Annotated in this window: 18 protein-coding genes; 15 read left to right on the forward strand and 3 right to left on the reverse strand. The window is 50.0% G+C overall.

What is annotated here, in order from left to right:
• Position 1: 1 nt before the first annotated feature.
• Entirely contained in the window at positions 2-982 is a 981-nt protein-coding gene (locus tag HMPREF2700_RS01270; RefSeq protein ID WP_070589394.1) for a hypothetical protein, read from the reverse strand.
• Between the two features lie 362 nt (positions 983-1344).
• On the opposite strand from HMPREF2700_RS01270, the gene HMPREF2700_RS01275 reads away from it, so the two are divergent.
• Both HMPREF2700_RS01275 and pncB read left to right on the forward strand, forming a co-directional pair.
• The gene (locus HMPREF2700_RS01275) at positions 1345-2640 is read left to right on the forward strand and encodes a M23 family metallopeptidase (protein WP_070589396.1); all 1296 of its coding nucleotides are present in this window, start codon (positions 1345-1347) and stop codon (positions 2638-2640) included.
• A 96-nt stretch (positions 2641-2736) separates the two neighbouring features.
• Complete coding sequence (pncB, locus tag HMPREF2700_RS01280; protein WP_070589398.1) at positions 2737-3957, forward strand: nicotinate phosphoribosyltransferase; 1221 nt, start codon at positions 2737-2739, stop codon at positions 3955-3957.
• Positions 3958-3997: 40 nt separating this feature from the next.
• Here pncB and mtgA read toward each other — a convergent pair whose 3' ends face one another.
• Both mtgA and aroE read right to left on the reverse strand, forming a co-directional pair.
• Positions 3998-4699, reverse strand: coding sequence for a monofunctional biosynthetic peptidoglycan transglycosylase (mtgA, locus tag HMPREF2700_RS01285; protein WP_003684244.1), 702 nt, complete (start codon positions 4697-4699; stop codon positions 3998-4000).
• A 1-nt stretch (position 4700) separates the two neighbouring features.
• Positions 4701-5510 carry a shikimate dehydrogenase gene (aroE, locus tag HMPREF2700_RS01290; protein ID WP_070589399.1) on the reverse strand — a complete coding sequence of 270 codons (810 nt, stop codon included), beginning with the start codon at positions 5508-5510 and terminating at the stop codon, positions 4701-4703.
• A 166-nt stretch (positions 5511-5676) separates the two neighbouring features.
• On the opposite strand from aroE, the gene HMPREF2700_RS01295 reads away from it, so the two are divergent.
• From HMPREF2700_RS01295 to HMPREF2700_RS01350, 13 genes are all read left to right on the forward strand, one after another.
• Positions 5677-6063, forward strand: a complete 387-nt coding sequence (locus HMPREF2700_RS01295) for a surface-adhesin E family protein (RefSeq protein WP_070589402.1) — start codon at positions 5677-5679, stop codon at positions 6061-6063.
• Between the two features lie 239 nt (positions 6064-6302).
• Positions 6303-7721: a type I glutamate--ammonia ligase gene (glnA, locus tag HMPREF2700_RS01300; protein WP_070589404.1), complete on the forward strand. Its 1419-nt coding sequence runs from the start codon at positions 6303-6305 to the stop codon at positions 7719-7721.
• A gap of 385 nt (positions 7722-8106) precedes the next feature.
• The gene (locus HMPREF2700_RS01305; RefSeq protein ID WP_070589406.1) at positions 8107-8757 is read left to right on the forward strand and encodes a site-2 protease family protein; all 651 of its coding nucleotides are present in this window, start codon (positions 8107-8109) and stop codon (positions 8755-8757) included.
• 133 nt (positions 8758-8890) lie between these two features.
• The gene (dusB, locus tag HMPREF2700_RS01310) at positions 8891-9895 is read left to right on the forward strand and encodes a tRNA dihydrouridine synthase DusB (RefSeq protein ID WP_070589408.1); all 1005 of its coding nucleotides are present in this window, start codon (positions 8891-8893) and stop codon (positions 9893-9895) included.
• Between the two features lie 69 nt (positions 9896-9964).
• Complete coding sequence (locus tag HMPREF2700_RS01315; protein WP_003684241.1) at positions 9965-10204, forward strand: Fis family transcriptional regulator; 240 nt, start codon at positions 9965-9967, stop codon at positions 10202-10204.
• A 43-nt stretch (positions 10205-10247) separates the two neighbouring features.
• Positions 10248-10982 carry a glutamine amidotransferase-related protein gene (locus tag HMPREF2700_RS01320; RefSeq protein WP_070589410.1) on the forward strand — a complete coding sequence of 245 codons (735 nt, stop codon included), beginning with the start codon at positions 10248-10250 and terminating at the stop codon, positions 10980-10982.
• Between the two features lie 74 nt (positions 10983-11056).
• Positions 11057-11932 (forward strand): DMT family transporter, encoded by an 876-nt coding sequence (locus tag HMPREF2700_RS01325; protein ID WP_070589412.1) that lies wholly within the window; start codon positions 11057-11059, stop codon positions 11930-11932.
• Between the two features lie 65 nt (positions 11933-11997).
• Positions 11998-12816 carry a hypothetical protein gene (locus HMPREF2700_RS01330; RefSeq protein ID WP_070589414.1) on the forward strand — a complete coding sequence of 273 codons (819 nt, stop codon included), beginning with the start codon at positions 11998-12000 and terminating at the stop codon, positions 12814-12816.
• A 108-nt stretch (positions 12817-12924) separates the two neighbouring features.
• Entirely contained in the window at positions 12925-14094 is a 1170-nt protein-coding gene (locus HMPREF2700_RS01335) for a chloride channel protein (RefSeq protein ID WP_070589430.1), read from the forward strand.
• Positions 14095-14351: 257 nt separating this feature from the next.
• Positions 14352-14828, forward strand: coding sequence for a hypothetical protein (locus HMPREF2700_RS01340; protein ID WP_070589416.1), 477 nt, complete (start codon positions 14352-14354; stop codon positions 14826-14828).
• A gap of 112 nt (positions 14829-14940) precedes the next feature.
• Positions 14941-16521: a bifunctional phosphoribosylaminoimidazolecarboxamide formyltransferase/IMP cyclohydrolase gene (gene purH, locus HMPREF2700_RS01345; RefSeq protein ID WP_070589418.1), complete on the forward strand. Its 1581-nt coding sequence runs from the start codon at positions 14941-14943 to the stop codon at positions 16519-16521.
• 198 nt (positions 16522-16719) lie between these two features.
• Positions 16720-16848: a hypothetical protein gene (locus tag HMPREF2700_RS11980; RefSeq protein WP_256388401.1), complete on the forward strand. Its 129-nt coding sequence runs from the start codon at positions 16720-16722 to the stop codon at positions 16846-16848.
• A gap of 766 nt (positions 16849-17614) precedes the next feature.
• Positions 17615-19917 (forward strand): ESPR-type extended signal peptide-containing protein (locus tag HMPREF2700_RS01350; RefSeq protein ID WP_283129660.1); only part of this gene is annotated, 2303 nt, incomplete at its 3' end.

Raw genomic sequence — 19917 nt, forward strand, 5'->3', positions numbered from 1 at the left:
CTTACCACGATCCGTTAAACGTTTTAGCTTTGCGCCAAAATGCCCATTTGGAACGGCGGCTGATTTCCAGCGTGCCGCCGTTTTCACCGTCTGTGGCAATACAAACGGTTTTCAGACGGCCTGAAGCGAGTGCGTCCCATAAAGGTGCAAACCAACGGGTTTCCCAGCTTTCCAAAATATCTTTGTATGCCCAAACATCGCCTGTCTGTAAGGTGGAAACCAAGTCGTCCAAAAAGATAAGGCCGTCTGAAACCGTGTTGCCTGTTTCTTGAACCATCTCAAACCAAGCCTTCAAATCATACGGCGCATCGAGTTTGGGCGTATCCGAAAAACGTGCCCATACGCTGTCTGTGGCGACAATATCCGCAGACTGTGTACCGTCCGCATCATTCCACAGCCACAAACCGTTGATTTCCGGCAAGCCTTGTTGTTCGCGTGCTTGGTTAATCGGATGCGTGTGGAGAAACATTTGGATTTCCGTCTGCATGGCCAACCAAGACACCGCATCTTTGCCGTGTGCCTGACCGTCCATTTCCGGCTGCCCGCACACATCCAAAACACATTCCGCGCCCCAATCTTCAATCTTCGGCATATTGAGCAGCCACATGCTTTCGCAAAGCGGCTCGAATTGCCAATCTTTATCTTGATAAAACGCCGACAAATCCGCACATAACCGTTGCGCCTCCTCTTTTTGGATGCCGACAAACTCGCCGCTGATAATGTTGACATGGTGCATGCCCATTTGTTGCCAAACCGGAGAGGCAAAAGCGGCTGTGCGTTTTTGGCTTGTGTGGCGTAAACGTTGCACTTGGGTAATGAAGCTGCCGCTCCACAAATGGCGTCCGTAAAATTCAGACGGCCTGAGTGTTTCTTTGCGTAATATGCCGTAACGCAAAAGACGGTTAAAAGCAGGTAAGGAAAGCGCAGGCACGGATTCGTCGGCAAAACGGTTGAGCGAGGGGAGGGCGAGGGTCAGCTTCATAAGCGCAAATAGATAGGAAAACCGTTATTTTACGCGACAAATGATGTGTTTCGGAACCTTGCTTTTACGCCCTGAAAAAGAGCCGTTCAGACGGCCGGTTTGGAAAAAACGGGCTGTCATGCTAAAATGCAAGGCGTAAATTTCAGAAAAACAGGGTGTAAATCAACACAATAGCCCTGATAATAACGTCAATCTCAAACACGACCTCATTCATTCCGAATGAAAACCTGATTTTCAGATCGGAAAAAAGACTCAAAGTCCTTTATCCCCAAAACTGTTTAAACCAGCAGGCGGTCGCGGCAGGCCGGATGTGCCGGCATTCTGCAAACCTCAAAAACAGACCGCCCCATTAAGGATAACGCGTGATTAAAAACAAATATTCCACTCGATTCAAAGCAACCCTCTTAGCGTTTCTGCTGCCGGCTTCAGGCATCATGACCGCATACGCCATTACCGACCCTCAACCTGCACAAACCGATTTCAAAGTCGAGCGTATTTCCGAAGAGCTGCCTGCCGTTTATGTGGAAACCAATACTTATCAATCCAGCTATTGGGTGCAAGAAGCCGTCCAAGCCGGCGACTCTTTGGCAGACGTTTTGACGCGCATGGGTGTCAACCAAGAAGACATCAAGCAAATCATGGCGAAAAATAATGCCAACCTTGACATGAAAAACCTGCGGACCAACCAATCTGTCAACATCCGCATCGATTCTTCAGGCCAAGTGACCGATGTTCAATTCTTTACCGATGAAGAATTGGAACGCAACTTGGTGGCTTTGGAAAAAGTCAAAGGCAAATGGCGCATCTCCAATGCCGAAATCGACATGAAAACCATGCCGACCCTGCGCTCCGTGCAAATCCGCACTTCCGCCATCGGCGATATGCTCCGTGCCGAAATCCCTTCCGAAGTGTATATCCAGCTCAAAGAAATCTTTGCCGATTCGTTCAATATGAGCGACTTGGGCGAAGGCGATACCGTGCGTCTTTTGTACAACAGCATGTATTTCCGCGGTCAGCAAATGGCGGTCGGCGATATTTTGGCGGCTGAAGTGGTTAAAGACGGCAAAACCTACCAAGCCTATTATTACAGCCAAGGCAAAGGCGACGAAGAAAGCGGTAGCTACTACGACCAAAACGGTAAGTCCCTGCAACAAAAAGAAGGCTTTAATACCGAGCCTGTTGCATACACGCGCATTTCTTCCCCGTTCGGCTACCGTGTTCACCCGGTTCTGCATACCGTCCGTATGCACACCGGTATCGACTATGCCGCGCCGACCGGTACGCCGATTAAGGCCGCTGCCGACGGCGAAGTGATTTTCAAAGGTTGGAAAGGCGGCTACGGCAATACCGTGATGATTCGTCATGCCAACGGTGTGGAAACCCTGTACGGCCACATGAGCGCGTTCAGTCCTGCCGACGGCAGAGTTCGTGCCGGTGAAGTGATTGGTTTTGTGGGTACAACCGGCCGTTCTACCGGTCCGCACCTGCACTACGAAGCACGCGTCAACGGCCAGCCGGTCAACCCGACTACCGTCGCCTTGCCGACGCCGAAATTGACCCCGACCAATATGGCCGCGTTCCGTAAACAGCAAAAAGATGCCAGCACGATGTTGTCTGCCATCCGTTCTTTGCCGGTTTCCGTAGCGCAGTTGGATTAAATAAGATAAAGGCCGTCTGAATAAGGTTTCTTTCAGACGGCCTTTCCTATTAAAATCGATACCCTCATCAAGCCCACGTTTACTCAGAGAAAACTTATGTCTGCTTATCAGCCCATTATCCAATCCCTGCTTGATACCGACCTGTACAAATTTACCATGCTGCAAGTCGTGTTGCACCAATTCCCGCAAACCCACAGCCTCTACGAATTCCGCTGCCGCAACAAAGAGATGGTGTATCCGCTGGCCGATATTCAAGAAGACTTGGAACGCGAACTCGACTCTCTGTGCCAGCTGCGCTTTACCCATGACGAACTCGACTATCTGCGCAGTCTGCGCTTTATCAAAAGCGACTTTGTCGATTATCTCGAACTTTTCCAGCTCCAACGCCGCTTCGTTCAAGTCAGTCCTGACGATCAAGGCCGTCTGAACATCCGCATCGAAGGCCCGATGATACAGGCGATGTTCTTCGAGATTTTCATTCTCGCCATCGTCAACGAACTCTATTTCCGCCGCTTGGAAACGCCTGCCGTCATTGAAGAAGGCGAGCGCCGTTTGCAGGCCAAAGCACAACAGCTGAAAGAAATTGCAGCTACACAAAATCCGAATGATCCGCCGTTCCTTATTTCCGATTTCGGTACGCGCCGCCGCTACACCCTTGCATGGCAGGAACACGTTATCCGCACCTTATTAGAAGCCGCTCCCGACATTGTGCGCGGTACCAGCAACGTTTATCTGGCCAAAAAACTCGGCATCACACCCATCGGTACCATGGCGCACGAGTTCCTCCAAGCCTTCCAAGCTTTGGACGTACGTTTGCGCAATTTCCAAAAAGCTGCGCTGGAAAGCTGGGTACATGAATACCGCGGCGACCTCGGTATCGCCCTGACCGACGTGGTTGGCATGGATGCTTTCTTGCGCGACTTCGACCTGTACTTCGCCAAACTCTTCGACGGCCTGCGCCACGACAGCGGCGATCCTTATGTCTGGGGCGACAAAGCCTACGAGCATTACAAAAAACTCAAAATCGACAGCCGCACCAAAATGCTGACCTTTTCAGACGGCCTCGATATTGAGCGTTCATGGGCGTTGCACCAATACTTCAAAGACCGTTTCAAAACCAGTTTCGGTATCGGTACCAACCTAACCAACGATTTGGGACACACGCCTTTGAACATTGTCTTGAAGCTCGTCGAGTGTAACGGACAATCCGTCGCCAAGCTCTCCGACTCCCCGGGCAAAACCATGACCACCAACAACACCTTCCTCGCTTACCTGCGCCAAGTGTTTGACGTACCGGAGCCGGAAGAGAAAGCCTAAAAAACAAAGGCCGTCTGAAATATTCAGACGGCCTTTTTAATTAATCCATATCGCTTTCAGGTAATTCTGCCGAACCCATGCGGCGCAGGATGATATTGGTTTTGTTGTGCATCCGTTTGCTCTTAGGGTGGTCTGCGTAAAACAGCGGAGCCGGAACGCGTGCCGTGAGTTTGGCGGCTTGTTGGCGGGTAAGGGCGGAGGCAGGTTTCTTGTAGAAATACTGGGACGCAGCTTCCGCGCCGAATACGCCGTAGTGCCATTCGATTGAGTTCAGATACAGCTCAAAAATGCGGTCTTTGTCGGTAACGGCTTCCATCATCGCCGTAATCGCCGCTTCTTCGCCTTTGCGGATGTAGCTGCGGCTTTCGTTGAGAAACAGGTTTTTCGCCAGTTGCTGGCTGATGGTCGAACCGCCGGCTTTGACTTCGCCGCTTTGCTTATTGCGCTTCATGGCGTATTTGATGCCGTTCCAGTCAAAGCCGCTGTGTTCGGCAAAGTTGGCGTCTTCGGAAGCAATCAGGGCTTTTTTGAGGTTGACGGAGATTTGGTCGTAAGGCACCCAGCGGTAATCCAGCTCGACATCGCGGCCTTCTTTTGCAAACTGGCTCATGCGCATGGACATGAAAGCGGTTTTACTGGGCGCGACGGCGCGGTAGGTAATGATGTTGCCGTACACATAAGCATTGAAGAAAATGAAGATACCGATGGGCAGGGCAATCAGCCATTTGATGATGCGGAACATGTTACAGGGCTTTCATGTATTCGATAACAGGGCGGATATCGGGCGTAAATCCGCGCCAAATATGGTAGGAGGCGGCAGCCTGACCGACCAGCATACCCAGGCCGTCTGAAACTTCGGCCGCGCCGTTACTTTGGGCAAAGTTCAAAAACGCCTGCGCCGCTTCGCCGTAAACCATATCGTAGGCAAGGCGGCAGTTGCGGAAAATTTCAGGGCTGACGGCAGGAAGCTGACCGCTCAAGCCGCCGGACGTGCCGTTGATGATGATATTGAAACCGCTGTTCAAATCCGCAATCGGGACAGCTTCAATGCCGAAAAGCTGCGCCAATTCCTCGGCTTTGGCATGAGTACGGTTGGCAATGACGATACGGGCAGGGCGGTGTTCTTTCAAAACCGGAATCACGCCGCGCACCGCGCCGCCTGCGCCCAAAAGCAAAATGGTTTTGCCCTCTATGGCAATGTTTTTGACCTGCGTGATGTCGTTGGCCAAACCGATACCGTCGGTATTGTCGCCGCGTATTCTGCCGTCTTCCAACCACACCAGCGTATTGACCGCGCCGGCAGCCAAGGCGCGGTCGGAATGTTCGTCCGCCAGCGCAAAAGCTTCCTGCTTGAATGGGACAGTTACATTCGCACCTTGCCCACCCTCGGCACGAAACGCCGCAACGGCCTCGGCAAAACCGCCGATTTCGGCACAAATGCGCCCATATTCGATGGCCGCGCCTTCCTGCAGCGCAAACTGCTGATGGATTTGCGGCGATTTACTGTGTGCAACGGGATTGCCAAAAACGGCGTAACGGGAGATAGTTGTCATGGTTGTATTCCAAAAATAGGACAGCTATTTTATAACGACGAAGGGAAGATGGGAACGCTGGAGGGTAAATGCGCTTTACAACGGCATGATATAATTTTTTGCTACCTGAAAAATCCATTTTTTATAATACAACTTTATTTTTTGATAAAAATTACAGAGGTTTGGCATGAAAAAGATGTTACTTTTAGCATTATTAACGGTGGGATTAGCAACTCAGGCTGTAGCGACAGATTGGGTAGGATTAAGCTTTAATGATGATGGTGTTACCTATGGCGATGTGGATAGCCGCACCCATAATCGGGCTTGGTTTGATGATAGGTATAAGAAACCCCAAAAATATCTTAATAATAAATTTATTATTCAAATGAAATCACTAAGAGAAATGGATTGCAGTAATAGGAGATATCGGATATTAACTTTTGCAGTGTATTCAAAATCAGCAAAGTTGGTTGACTCTTATACTCCTCCTTATGGAAGCAAATGGGAATATGTTTTTCCTGAAACATCTGGGGAGTATATGTACAACTTTGTCTGCAACCATGAGCCACGATAACTGTCTTATCGGCACAGGATGAATGATTGGCTTTTCTATTTTAAGCCACTATAAACTCGGACAAAAGACGGTAATACAGATTAGATTTCGGTTTTCAAGAATACAGCAAGAGAAGGATTGTTGACAATCTTGCCGTCTGAAACTATATTTCATTGCGTAAAAACGGGTGCCCTGATGTATTTCAGACGGCCTTACCGTGGTAGAATAACAACTTAAACCTATTCCCTCAGGAGCTGAAGATGTCCATCAAAGACGCTGTAAAACTGATTGAAGAAAGCGAAGCCCGCTTCGTAGATTTGCGCTTTACCGATACCAAAGGCAAGCAGCATCACTTTACCATCCCCGCCCGCATCGTCCTCGACGATCCCGAAGAATGGTTTGAAAACGGTCAAGCGTTTGACGGTTCGTCCATTGGCGGTTGGAAAGGTATTCAGGCTTCCGATATGCAGTTGCGTCCCGATGCGTCTACAGCCTTCGTTGATCCTTTCTATGACGATACCACCGTTGTTTTTACTTGTGATGTTATCGATCCGGCCGATGGCCAAGGCTATGACCGCGACCCTCGTTCTATCGCACGCCGCGCCGAAGCCTATTTGAAATCTTCCGGTATCGGCGACACCGCCTATTTCGGCCCCGAGCCTGAATTCTTCGTTTTTGACGGCGTAGAATTTGAAACCGATATGCACAAAACCCGTTACGAAATCACTTCCGAAAGCGGCGCATGGTCAAGCGGCCTGCACATGGACGGTCAAAACACCGGCCACCGCCCGACCGTCAAAGGCGGTTACGCACCTGTTGCGCCGATTGATTGCGGTCAAGACCTGCGTTCTGCCATGGTCAATGTTTTGGAAGAACTCGGCATCGAAGTGGAAGTCCATCACTCCGAAGTCGGTACCGGTAGCCAAATGGAAATCGGTACCCGTTTCGCCACTTTGGTTAAACGTGCCGACCAAACCCAAGACATGAAATATGTGATTCAAAACGTTGCCCACAACTTCGGTAAAACCGCTACCTTCATGCCCAAACCTATCATGGGCGACAACGGCAGCGGTATGCACGTTCACCAATCCATTTGGAAAGACGGTCAAAACCTGTTCTCAGGCGACGGCTATGCCGGCTTGAGCGACACCGCGCTCTACTACATCGGCGGCATCATCAAACACGCCAAAGCCTTGAACGCGATTACCAATCCGTCCACCAACTCCTACAAACGCCTCGTGCCGCATTTTGAAGCACCGACCAAATTGGCATATTCTGCTAAAAACCGTTCCGCTTCCATCCGTATTCCATCTGTGAACAGCAGCAAAGCACGCCGTATTGAAGCGCGTTTCCCTGATCCGACCGCCAACCCATACTTGGCGTTTGCCGCTTTGTTGATGGCCGGTTTGGACGGTATTCAAAACAAAATCCATCCGGGCGACCCTGCCGATAAAAACCTGTACGACCTGCCACCGGAAGAAGATGCATTGGTGCCAACCGTTTGCGCTTCTTTGGAAGAAGCACTGGCCGCCCTCAAAGCCGACCACGAATTCCTCCTGCGCGGCGGCGTGTTCAGCAAAGACTGGATCGACAGCTACATCGCCTTTAAAGAGGAAGATGTCCGCCGTATCCGCATGGCACCGCATCCGCTGGAATTTGAAATGTATTACAGCCTGTAAAACAGCTGTGGCATTTTAAATAGGAAATCAAAGGCCGTCTGAAACTGGATTTGAAGTTTCAGACGGCCTTTAGGCTTGAAATAGATAGGGCGATTGAATTAGGTATGATAGCGAGAGGCAATGAATCATGCTGTTTGAAAGCCTTTATGGAATCGGTACTGCGTGTTAAATTTCAGCATGACAGGCCTTTTATTAAAGATATTCGCCATTACTTTATAGTGAACCGGTCTTCAAATTTAATCCGCAAGGTAAAGGCATTACTTGGGAAGAGCTGAAAGAGTCTTTAGATTCGGATAAGACAGAAGAAGATTAAAGCCTCGGGCCGTCTGAAAGGATAGTTAATGATATTTTTTGTTTTCAGACGGCATGTTTGATAAGGAAAACCATGTTTGCAAATTTTGATTTAGGCGTATTTTTGCTGGCAGTATTGCCCGTGTTGTTGGCCATTACCGTGCGCGAAGTGGCACGCGGTTATACGGCGCGTTATTGGGGCGACCATACCGGCGAGCAGCTTGGGCGTTTGACGCTCAATCCGCTGCCGCACATCGACCCTGTCGGTACGATTGTCGTGCCGCTGGTGTGTCTGATGATAGGCAGTTTTCTGTTCGGCTGGGCGCGTCCTATGCCCATCGATTCGCGTAATTTCCGCGATCCGCGCCGCGCGTGGCGTTGGGTGTCGATTTCAGGTCCGATTGCCAATCTGATTTTGGCGTTCTTTTGGGGCTTTGTCGTCGTATTTTCCGCGTATGTGCCTGAGTCTTATCAAGCGCCGTTGGTGCAGATGGCAGGTTACGGCGTGATGGTGAACTCGATTTGGGTCGCATTTAGCCTGATTCCGATTTTGCCTTGGGACGGCGGTATTTTTCTCGATACCTTCCTTAACGCCAAGCAGTCCATGCAGTTCCGTAAAATCGAGCCATACGGTACATGGATTATCCTGATTCTTTTGTTTACCGGCCTGCTGGCCAAACTGATTTGGCCGATTATTGCCATGATTCAGACAGCAGTGCAGATGGTTGTCATGCTGTTTATTTAAATGTTTTGGCTGAAAAAAGGCCGTCTGAAACTCAGTTTCAGACGGCCTTTTTCATTGTGCAACATGTAAATACGATTGGAAAAGTTGCTTAAAAATTGTACAATTTCAGCCCTTTCAATTTGGCGCACACATCATGCACATCGGCGGCTATCTCATTGACAACCCCATCGCACTTGCCCCCATGGCAGGCATTACGGACAAACCGTTCCGCCGGATTTGCCGCGAGTTTGGCGCAGGGTGGGCGGTATGCGAAATGCTGACCAGCGATCCGAGCTTGCGCCATACCAAAAAAACCTTGCGCCGCAGCGATTTTGAAGGCGAGGGCGGAGTTGTGGCCGTGCAGATTGCCGGCAGTGATCCGCAGCAGATGGCGGATGCCGCGCGTTACAACGTCAGCCTCGGGGCGCAGGTTATCGACATCAACATGGGCTGTCCGGCCAAAAAAGTCTGCAATGTGCAGGCAGGCAGCGCATTGATGCAAAACGAGCCTTTGGTTGCCGAAATCTTGGCAGCCGTTGTCAACGCGGTGGACGTACCCGTTACCCTCAAAACCCGTTTGGGCTGGCACGACGAACATCAAAACTTGCCGACCATCGCCAAAATTGCCGAAGAATCAGGCATCGTAGCCCTTGCCATCCACGGCCGCACACGCACGCAGATGTACAAAGGCGAAGCGCGTTACGAACTGATTGCCGAAACCAAAGGCCGTCTGAACATCCCCGTTTGGGTCAACGGCGACATCACTTCGCCGCAAAAAGCCGCCGCCGTCCTCAAACAAACCTCCGCCGACGGCATCATGATAGGGCGCGGCGCACAAGGCAGGCCGTGGCTTTTCCGTGATTTAAAACATTACGCCGAACACGGCGTTTTACCGCCGGCCTTGAGCTTGGCAGAATGCAACGCCACCATTTTGAACCATATCCGCGCCATGCATGAATTTTATGGCGAAGTGGCCGGCGTACGCATCGCCCGTAAACACATTGGCTGGTATATCGACGAAATGCCCGACGGCGAACAAACACGCCGGGAAATCAACCGCTTGGACAGCGCCGCGGCACAATACGATACCCTTGCCGCCTATCTTGAGACGCTTTCAGAAAAAACCGACCGTTGGATATGCCACTATCGGGAAGGCTAAAGAGTTTCAGACGGCCTCATCATCTAAAAACAAATCTATTTAAAAACAAATCTACAGAAAGACATCACGATGAATCAAACGACTACTGACATTGCGCAATGTATTGAACAAAACTTACGACAATACTTCAAAGACTTGGATGGTACGGAACCTTGCGGCGTGTACGATATGGTGTTGCACCAAGTTGAAAAGCCGATGCTTGCCTGCGTGATGGAGCAATGCGGCGGCAATCAGTCTAAAGCTGCCGTTATTTTGGGTTTGAACCGCAATACCTTGCGTAAAAAATTACAACAGCACGGTATGCTGTAATACGGCAGGGCAACCCGTCCTGACGGTTGAAGGAGAAATAACAATGCAAAATCCGAATAAATTAAATATCCACTTCATCCTGCACGAGGCATTTGAAGTGCCGGGAGCATATTTGAAATGGGCGCAATGGCGCGGACATAACATCAGTGCAACCAAAGTGTACGAAAGGGAAGCTCTGCCTGATAATGCGGACGATATAGATTTTTTGATTGTAATGGGCGGGCCGCAATCGCCTGATGAAGACAGGCAGGCATTCCCGTATTACGACCCTCAATCCGAGCTGCGCTTGATGTGTCAGGCGATGGCGGCGGATAAATATATTGTCGGCGTGTGTTTGGGTGCGCAGCTTTTATCCGTTGCCTACGGTGCGCGCCACACGCGCAGCCCTGAGCGTGAAATCGGCATTTATCCGATTGAGCTGACGGCGGAAGGTTTGGCGGATGCTCATGTTTCCCTGTTGGGCAAAACCCTGAATACTGGCCATTGGCACGGCGATATGCCCGGTTTGACGAATGAGGCGGTTGTGTTGGCAACCAGCAAAGGCTGTCCGCGCCAGATTATCCGTTTTGCGCCCAAACATTATGCCTTCCAAGCCCATTTAGAGTTTGACCGCGAAGCCGTCGGGCTGCTGATTGCGGCGGACGGACGCGAAAATGTGGCCGAACAAAGTCAAGCCCAAACTTATGTCCAACATCCGGATAAAATCGAAGCGGCGGATTTCAGTGAAATGAATGCCAAACTCTTCGACTTTTTGGATTCACTGACACAATCAAAATAAAAACAGCTTGAAAAGGCTTCAGGCCGTCTGAAAGCCAGAGAAGAAACGATTAATTTTTTACCATGAGTTGAACCATGCTTTACCAAATACTCGCACTGTTAATCTGGGGCAGCTCGTTTATCGCTGCCAAGTATTCCTACGAGATGATCGACCCAACGCTGATGGTTGAGGCGCGGTTGTTGATTGCCGCGTTGATGGTGCTACCGTCGTGCCGCCGTCATTTGGGTAGGATTCCGCGGAGCGAATGGAAGCCGTTGTTGTGGATTTCCTTTGTCAACTACGTTGTCGTTTTGATGCTCCAGTTTATCGGTTTGAAATATACATCCGCTGCCAGCGCGGTTACCATGGTTGGGCTGGAGCCTTTGCTGGTGGTCTTTGTCGGTCATTTCTTCTTCAACGACAAAGCCAAGCTTTACCACTGGATTTGCTGCGCGGTAGCGTTTGCCGGCGTGGGCATGATGGTCATGGGCGGTGCAGAAGAGGGCGGTACGATTGACTGGTTCGGCTGTTTGCTGATTTTGCTTGCGGGATTGGGTTTTGCAGGTGTGATACGTCCGAGCCAACAGATGGTTGCCCGTATCGGTGCGCCTGCATTTACCGCGGCTTCCATGGCGGCGGCGGCGGTGTTGTGTCTGCCGTTTTCGCTGGTGTTGGCAGACAGCTATCAAATCAACTGGTCATGGGGCGGTACGCTGTCGATTTTGTATATGGGGATCGGTTGCAGTTGGCTTGCCTATCTGTTGTGGAACAAAGGCATGAACAAAGTCCCTGCCAACGTCTCCGGCCTGCTGATTTCGCTTGAGCCTGTCATCGGCGTTATCATGGCGGTGTTAATTTTGGGTGAACATTTAAGTACCATGTCTGCGATGGGTATTACCGTCGTTATTGCGTCCACTTTTGTCGCCGGTATGTTGGCGCGTGTCAGCAATAAACACAAAAAGGCCGTCTGAAAACGGTTTCAGACGGCCTGAAGTCAGCATTACTTTCTTCAGTAAAACATTTTGGGAAAATTTCTATGAAACGCATTATCTCCCTGCTTTTGCTTGCCTGCCCTGTCTTGGCGTCGGCTGCACCCGATAACGACAAAGCCGCCGTACAGGCCGTCATTGCCAAGTATTACAACCGACCGCTTGCCGCGCACAAATGCCAGCTCGCCAAGCCGTCGAAAGACAGTGAGACAACATCTGACAATATTATGTATTGCATGAAACCCATTGCCGATCATACCGTAACGCGCAACGGCAAAGTCACGCGCTATGTGTTGTACACAGGTTTTGCCTACGATATGCAACAAAAAGTAAAACAGGACGCGCATGCTTCTTCGGGTCTGGCAGAATTGTTTGTTTTGGAAAAAACAGACGGAAAGTGGGCAATCAAACAACATGGAAGCGATGAAATTGGCGCATGGGGCGAGCCGCCGGAGAATAAGGATTGGCGGTTTGTCCAGATGGGTGAGCAAAACTGGGGCTACACTGTCGAATCAGGTTATACAGGTCAGGGTGAAACAACAACCGGAGAAAATTTCCTGTTTACCGATAATAGCAACCGTGTCCGTAAAAGCTTAATTATCAACGGTAACGATAACGGCGCATATTACGGCAATTGCGATGAATATAAAGGGCGCGAAAAACGCCGCTGCGAAGACAGATATACCAGTCTGGAAGCTAAAATCGCTTTTGACAAAAGCCGTCCTGCCGTATCCGGCGTATGGGCGTTGGCTGCAAAACTCAGTGGCGTATCAGGAAAGAAAAATTATAAAAATCAAAAATATGTAATTCCATACAACGGCAAAACCCACGTCGCCCCCAAAAACTATCCCTTAGGCGGACAATAGTTCCCTTGAAAAACGCTTTTATCAAACCATTACTACCTCAAGTCAAATCCCGTGAAAGAAACGCATAAACTTTGGGCCGCCCTCATCATTACCGGCATTATCGGCGGCATGGTCGGCATTGTATTAACCGAAATCATGCATACGATTCAACATTTTGCCTATGGTTACGGTTCAGACGGCCTATACGTTTCTTTCCGGGAGGGCGTATCGCAGGCAAGTCCTGCGCGGCGTATCGGCGTGATGGCTTTTTGTGGCACGGTGGTCGGTTTGGGGTGGTGGTTGCTCAAACGCTACGGCAGGCCGCAACCGAGCATTAAAGCCGTGGTTAAAAATCCGCTTGCCGGTTTTCCGTTTTTTGAAACCGTCAGCCATGCCCTGTTGCAAATCATTACCGTCGGGCTTGGCTCGCCGCTCGGCCGTGAAGTTGCGCCGCGTGAAATGACTGCCGCTTTCGCTTCAGTCGGTGTCAACCGTTTCGGGTTGAGCGAAGACGACGCAAGGCTGGTCATTGCTTGCGCCTCGGGTGCAGGTTTGGCGGCCGTGTATAACGTGCCGTTCGCCTCCACACTTTTCATCCTCGAAGCCATGCTGGGCCTGTGGACGCAGCAAGCCGTCGCCGCCGCATTGCTGACTTCAGTCATCGCCACCGCCGTCGCGCGCATCGGCTTAGGCGACGTACAGCAATATCATCCGGCCAACCTTTCCATCAATACATCATTACTTTGGTTTTCCGCCATCATCGGCCCGATACTGGGCGCAACCGCCGTCTTTTTCCAGCGTACCGCCCAAAAGTTCCCCTTCATCAAGCGCGACAATATCAAAATCATTCCTTTGGCCGTCTGTATGTTTGCACTCATCGGCGTGATTGCCGTTTGGTTTCCAGAAATTTTGGGCAACGGCAAAGCAGGCAACCAACTGACCTTTGGCGGCTTGACCGACTGGCAACACAGCCTTGAGCTGACTGCCGTCAAATGGCTGGTCGTCTTAATGGCACTTGCCGTCGGCGCATACGGCGGCCTGATTACCCCGTCCATGATGCTCGGCAGTACCATCGCCTTTGCCGCTGCCGCCGCGTGGAACAGCGTTTTCCCAGAAATGTCCTCTGAAAGCGCGGCCGTTGTCGGCGCCGCCGTTTTCCTCGGCGTTTCCCTCAAAATGCCCCTGACAGCCATAGCCTTTATTTTGGAGCTAACCTACGCCCCCGTTGCCTTACTCATGCCATTATGCACAGGCATGGCAGGCGCAGTATGGGTGGCAAAGAAAATGGGATTTAAATAGTCAAAAGCATCAGGCCGTCTGAAACCAAGTTTCAGACGGCCTTTTACAATAAAATTGTTAACAATATTTGCAAAAACCTACTGCCAAAAATGCGAAACTGGGGGATAATACCGCCCTGAAAATTCATCCTATAATGTTTTGCAAAGATGAAGATGTATTCTGTCGAACTTATTGCCAGTGTCTTCAAACTTGTATAAGGCAGTTGGAAAACTAAGAAAGTAGCTTATTCACTCCCGATTTTATAGAAAGAAACTGTTATGCAAAAAAAACACCTGATTTTTCTTCTTGCTGCCTTTGCTGCTACGCCTGTGTTGGCAAAACCTGTTGTTAAGGAAGCGCAACTACTCGGTAAATGGCAGTGCGCTGATGATAATGGAACCCTGAGGACGTTTACTTTTGGCAGTGAGCAAAAAGTAAGCGCGATTGTGGATGCAAATTTTCCTTCACCTGATGATGAAACCTTAGTTTATCGGGTGTTTGCAGACGGTACTTGGACGGTGAACGGAGGAAAAATTGGTTTGAATATTAAAACCACCGATGTTCAAAGACAACATAGCATAGCTAAAATTCGCACCATCCCATGGCGTGAAGTGGATAAGGAAATGTTTGCCCAGATGAGAAACAACATTGGTAAATCAGATAAATTGCAAATGCAGATTAAAAAAATCGGGAATGACAGCCTAAGCGTCCGTATGCAGGGCGATAAACAAGATATGGCTTGCCGTAAGGCGTAAATTTATTGAATTGCCGAAGAGAACGCCATCGGAGCTAAACATCTCATCAAATTTTGTTTCATTTTTGCGCTAGCAGCGTGTATCGATTAAACCTTCAACAAAGGAAATCCAAATGTCTTCCATCAAACGCGCCCTGATCAGCCTATCCGACAAGACAGGCGCAGTCGAATTTGCCCAAACCCTGACCAAGCTCGGTGTTGAAATCCTCTCTACCGGCGGTACAGCAAAACTTTTGGCTGATGCAGGCGTTCCCGTTATCGAAGTTGCCGACTATACCGGTTTTCCCGAAATGCTCGACGGCCGCGTGAAAACCCTGCATCCGAAAATCCACGGCGGCATCCTCGGCCGTCGCGATTTGGACGAACACGTCGCCAAAATGGAAGAATACAGCATCGGCAATATCGACCTCGTGTGCGTCAACCTCTACCCCTTCGCCGCCACCATCGCCAAACCAAACTGCACACTGGAAGACGCGATTGAAAACATCGACATCGGTGGCCCGACCATGGTGCGTTCTGCCGCGAAAAACTGGAAACACGTCGCCATCGTTACCGATACCGCCGATTTCCCGGCCATCGCCGCCGAACTCGAAACCAACAACGGCGCATTGAGCGACAAAACCCGTTTCAACCTCTCACGCAAAGCATTCAGCCATACCGCCCAATACGACGGCATGATTTCCAACTACCTGACCTCGCTTTCAGACGACGTCTTGAGCGGCCAGCCCCAAATCGGCGAATTCCCAAGCCAGTTCAACCAAAGCTGGATTAAAGTGCAAGACATGCGCTACGGCGAAAATCCGCACCAACGCGCTGCGTTCTACCGCGATATTTACCCCGCCGCAGGCAGCCTTTCCGCCTACAAACAGCTGCAAGGCAAAGAATTGTCTTACAACAACATCGCCGATGCCGATGCCGCCTGGGAAGCCGTCAAATCCTTTGATGCGCCGGCCTGCGTGATCGTGAAACACGCCAATCCGTGCGGCGTAGCCATCGCCTCCAATACCTTGGATGCCTACAAACTCGCCTACGCTACCGACACCACCAGCGCATTCGGCGGCATCATCGCCTTCAACCGCGAAGTGGACGGCGAAACCGTCAAACAAATTACCGACAACCAATTTATGGAAGTCCTCATGGCGCCGAAGTTTACCGCCGAAGCCCTCGAAATCGCCGCCGCCAAGAAAAACGTGCGCGTATTGGAAGTGCCGCTTGAAGCAGGTGCCAACCGCTTCGAACTCAAACGCGTCGGCGGCGGACTGTTGGTACAAACCCCCGACATCCACCGCCTCAACCGCGCCGATTTGAAAGTTGTCTCCAAACGCCAACCGACCGAGCAAGAATGGAACGACCTGATGTTTGTTTGGAACGTCGCAAAATACGTCAAATCCAACGCCATCGTCTTCGGCAAAGGCGGTCAAACCTACGGCATCGGCGCAGGCCAAATGAGCCGCGTGGACAGCACTCGCATCGCCGCCCGCAAAGCGCAAGATGCCAATCTCGACCTCAACGGCGCATGTGCCGCTTCCGATGCCTTCTTCCCATTCCGCGACGGCGTAGATGTCATTGCCGAGCAGGGCATCAAAGCCATCATCCATCCGGCAGGCTCCATGCGCGACCAAGAAGTCTTTGACGCAGCGGACGAACACGGCATCGCCATGGTTGTAACCGGCATCCGCCATTTCCGCCACTGATAAGCTGATATAAAATAAAGGCCGTCTGAAAACAAAGTTTCAATATCATGAAACCCGTTTCAGACGGCCTTCTTCAATCATAAAACGATTTAGCGGTCTAACTGTAAATCAGGACAAAGCAACCAAGCTCCAGCCAGCCCGATTAATACGGCAATACAACACCCCAAGTCTCAAACCAACCCACTCAGAGCAAGAAACATGAAACACATCCTCCTCATCCTCACCCTCGCCACACTCACCGCCTGTGCCTCCAGCCATACCGGCGGCTACGGCTATGCCGGCAACAACGGCGCTTCCGCAGGCGTGACCCAAACATTCCGTTGGTAAGGCCGTCTGAAAAACAACACGGTTTTCTACAATAGAGAACAAACAAATCCCAAACGTAAAGGCAAGTTTTACACTTGCCTTTTTAACGCTGTCCATCGGCGTAATAGCGCATAAATTCGTATCATTTGTTCATTATTTATATGTTAGAAAACGTAAAAGGCCGTCTGAAAACAGGCCATACAAACCCTTTACACGTTTCAAACTGATCTTCAATACAAATTTCATTAATTCTCTAAATAAAAGCCCATATTTAAATCTATCACTAAAGAAACTATTTAAATCATATATTATTCAGTAATCATTATTGTTTGAGAATAAAAAAGTAAAATCAAATAGCTAGAAAAACCGTTTAAAAAAAGCAACAAGTAAATTTAACGGGCATGACCGTTGAGTCCGAAAAAGTAACACTTTATCGGAAGAGTTGATTTACGAAACCAAACGCATATAAAATTTGGACAAGGATTCCGAATGCATTGATAGAAGCTGACAAAAAGTGACTTGTTAAGAAACAAGCTGACAAAAAACGGCACATCGTTTCCCAAACTTCACAAGCTTCCCAAAATGTATCAGCATAAAATCCCATAAAACAGGCTTTTAGCTGCTATTCGGCCGAGTGGAGACTTTTGGCACGGGAATTGCATACACGAGATTACGGCATGAAACCGCATAAAGGGGAAACTCTGAAATGCGGCAAATGTGTGGACAGGCGGTTTACAGCCGAGCAACACGTCCCAAAAGAAATCAAACCCCTTACAGGAAAATCGATATGAATAAAGTCTTTAAAGTCATTTGGAACCACGCGACCCAGACATGGACCGCGGTTTCCGAAATCAGCCATGCACACGGCAAAAAATCCGCTTCCGATAAGCGTAAAGCCGTAGCTGCTGCAGTGGTTGCAGCAGGTGCTTTGATGGCATCTAGCGGAGCAGAGGCCGATGTACAATTGGGAGGTAGTGCAGTAAACATTACTCCTAATGGTACTTACAACGGTTCTAACAAAAACGTTGGTGTCAACTCTGTTGTAGTGGGTTATCAAAATACTGCCAGCGGCCAAGATGGCACTATCGCTTACGGCGCTAACAATACTGCGACCGCAAACGCAGCATTGGCTGTGGGTAATAACAATATCGCAACCGGCGGCGCATCGACTGCAATGGGTGTAAGCTCCGTTGCAAGTGGCGAAGCTTCTGTTGCAATCGGTAACGTAGCCCAAGCAACGCAAATTCGTACAACAGCTGTAGGTAACCGCGCAACTGCAACTTTGGACTCTGCAAGTGCATTCGGTAACCGTGCAAATGCGACGGGTCAATTTGCTACCGCAGTTGGTGATAATGCCAATGCTGGTGCAGCTGCCGTTGCGGTTGGTACTCATGCAAATGCAACGCATCAAGATTCTATTGCGATTGGTAATAATGCTTCTGGTGTTTGGACCAATGCTATTGCTGTCGGTAAAGATACTGTGGCAAGCAAAGACCACGCGCTTGCTATGGCTACAGAGGCAAAAGCCATTGGTGTTCAATCTGTTGGCATCGGTTCATACTCTAACGCTAGTGCAGATTCCTCAGTTGCTCTTGGTCAAGAAGCAAAAGCTGGTGGTTCGACCTTAAATGATAAGGGTAAATTTAGTGGTACAGCCGCAGTAGCTGTTGGTTATTTGGCAAACGCTTCTGCAGCGAATACTGTTGCGACAGGTAAGAGCGCTGCTGCAAGTGTTGATAATGCCGTTGCGGTTGGTGTTCAATCTAATGCTTCTGCTCGTGCGGCAACTGCATTGGGTGGTTATTCTGCTGCTTCAGCTGAACGCGCTACTGCGGTTGGTGCAGCCTCAAAAGCAACCGGTACAGCCTCTTTTGCTGGTGGTACAGCAGCTAATGCTGCTGGTACTAACTCTGTTGCTGTCGGTGGTTCAATGACTGCAACTGAAGGTGCAAAAGCAGAGGGTAATAACTCTATTGCAGTAGGTTCTAAATCAAATGCCAAACAAACTGCTGACGTTGCCGTAGGTCATGCTGCTACAGCTGATGGTACTTCTACTGGCGCTGATGGTGATGGTGCAATAAACAAAGCTGGCTCAGCAATGGCAATCGGTACTGAATCTCAAGCAACCGGTATCGTGGCAACAGCTATCGGTGAGCGCTCTAAAGCTCTGGCAAACGGCGCAGTAGCATTGGGTGGCGACGCTCAAGCGAAACAAGGTTCTGACGTAGCAATCGGTCGTGGTTCCGTAGCTGACGGTACTTCTGCTGCTGCATTCGGTCCTGCTGCTACAGCGACTGGCAAATACTCAGTAGCTTTGGGCGTACAAAGTAACGCTGCTTCTGAACAAGCGATTGCATTGGGTCGTGGTGCTAAAGCCAATGGTGGTAATTATGCAACTGCTCTGGGTAACGGTGCTCAAGCAACAGCTAAAAACACTTTGGCTTTGGGTACTGAAGCTAAATCTACTATTGAAAACAGCGTAGCCCTGGGTAACGGCTCTACAACCAGCGCATTCGCACCTACTAACAGCGCTACTGTTGGCAACTACACTTACGGCGGCTTCGCAGGCGCAACCAGCGCTTTAAATAACGGCGCAGTATTGTCTGTAGGCTCTGCAGGTAACGAACGTCAAATTCAAAACGTTGCTGCAGGTCGTATCAATGCAACTTCTACCGATGCAATCAACGGCTCTCAATTGTTTGCCGTAGCAAACCGCATCGAAAACCTGAATCCGTTTGTATTCACAGGCCACAATGGCAGCGGTAGCTCACCAGCTGAAGGTACATACAAATACGATCCTAAATCAAATGCCAATAACACTCTGAAACTGATCGCCGGTAACGGTTTGACAATGACCTCAAACGGCACTAACGAATATACCCTGAGCGTAATTGGTGGTGGTTCTACTGGTGCTTCCGGCGCAACTGGTCCTAAAGGCGAAAAAGGCGATACTGGTGCAACTGGTGCTAAAGGCGATACTGGTGCTACCGGTGCTAAAGGCGAAAAAGGCGATACCGGTCCTGCTGGTCCTAAAGGCGATACTGGTCCTGCCGGTCCTAAAGGCGACAAAGGTGACACTGGTGCAGCCGG

The sequence above is a fragment of the Neisseria sp. HMSC068C04 genome (genome assembly GCF_001810105.1).
GTDB lineage: Bacteria > Pseudomonadota > Gammaproteobacteria > Burkholderiales > Neisseriaceae > Neisseria > Neisseria flavescens_B.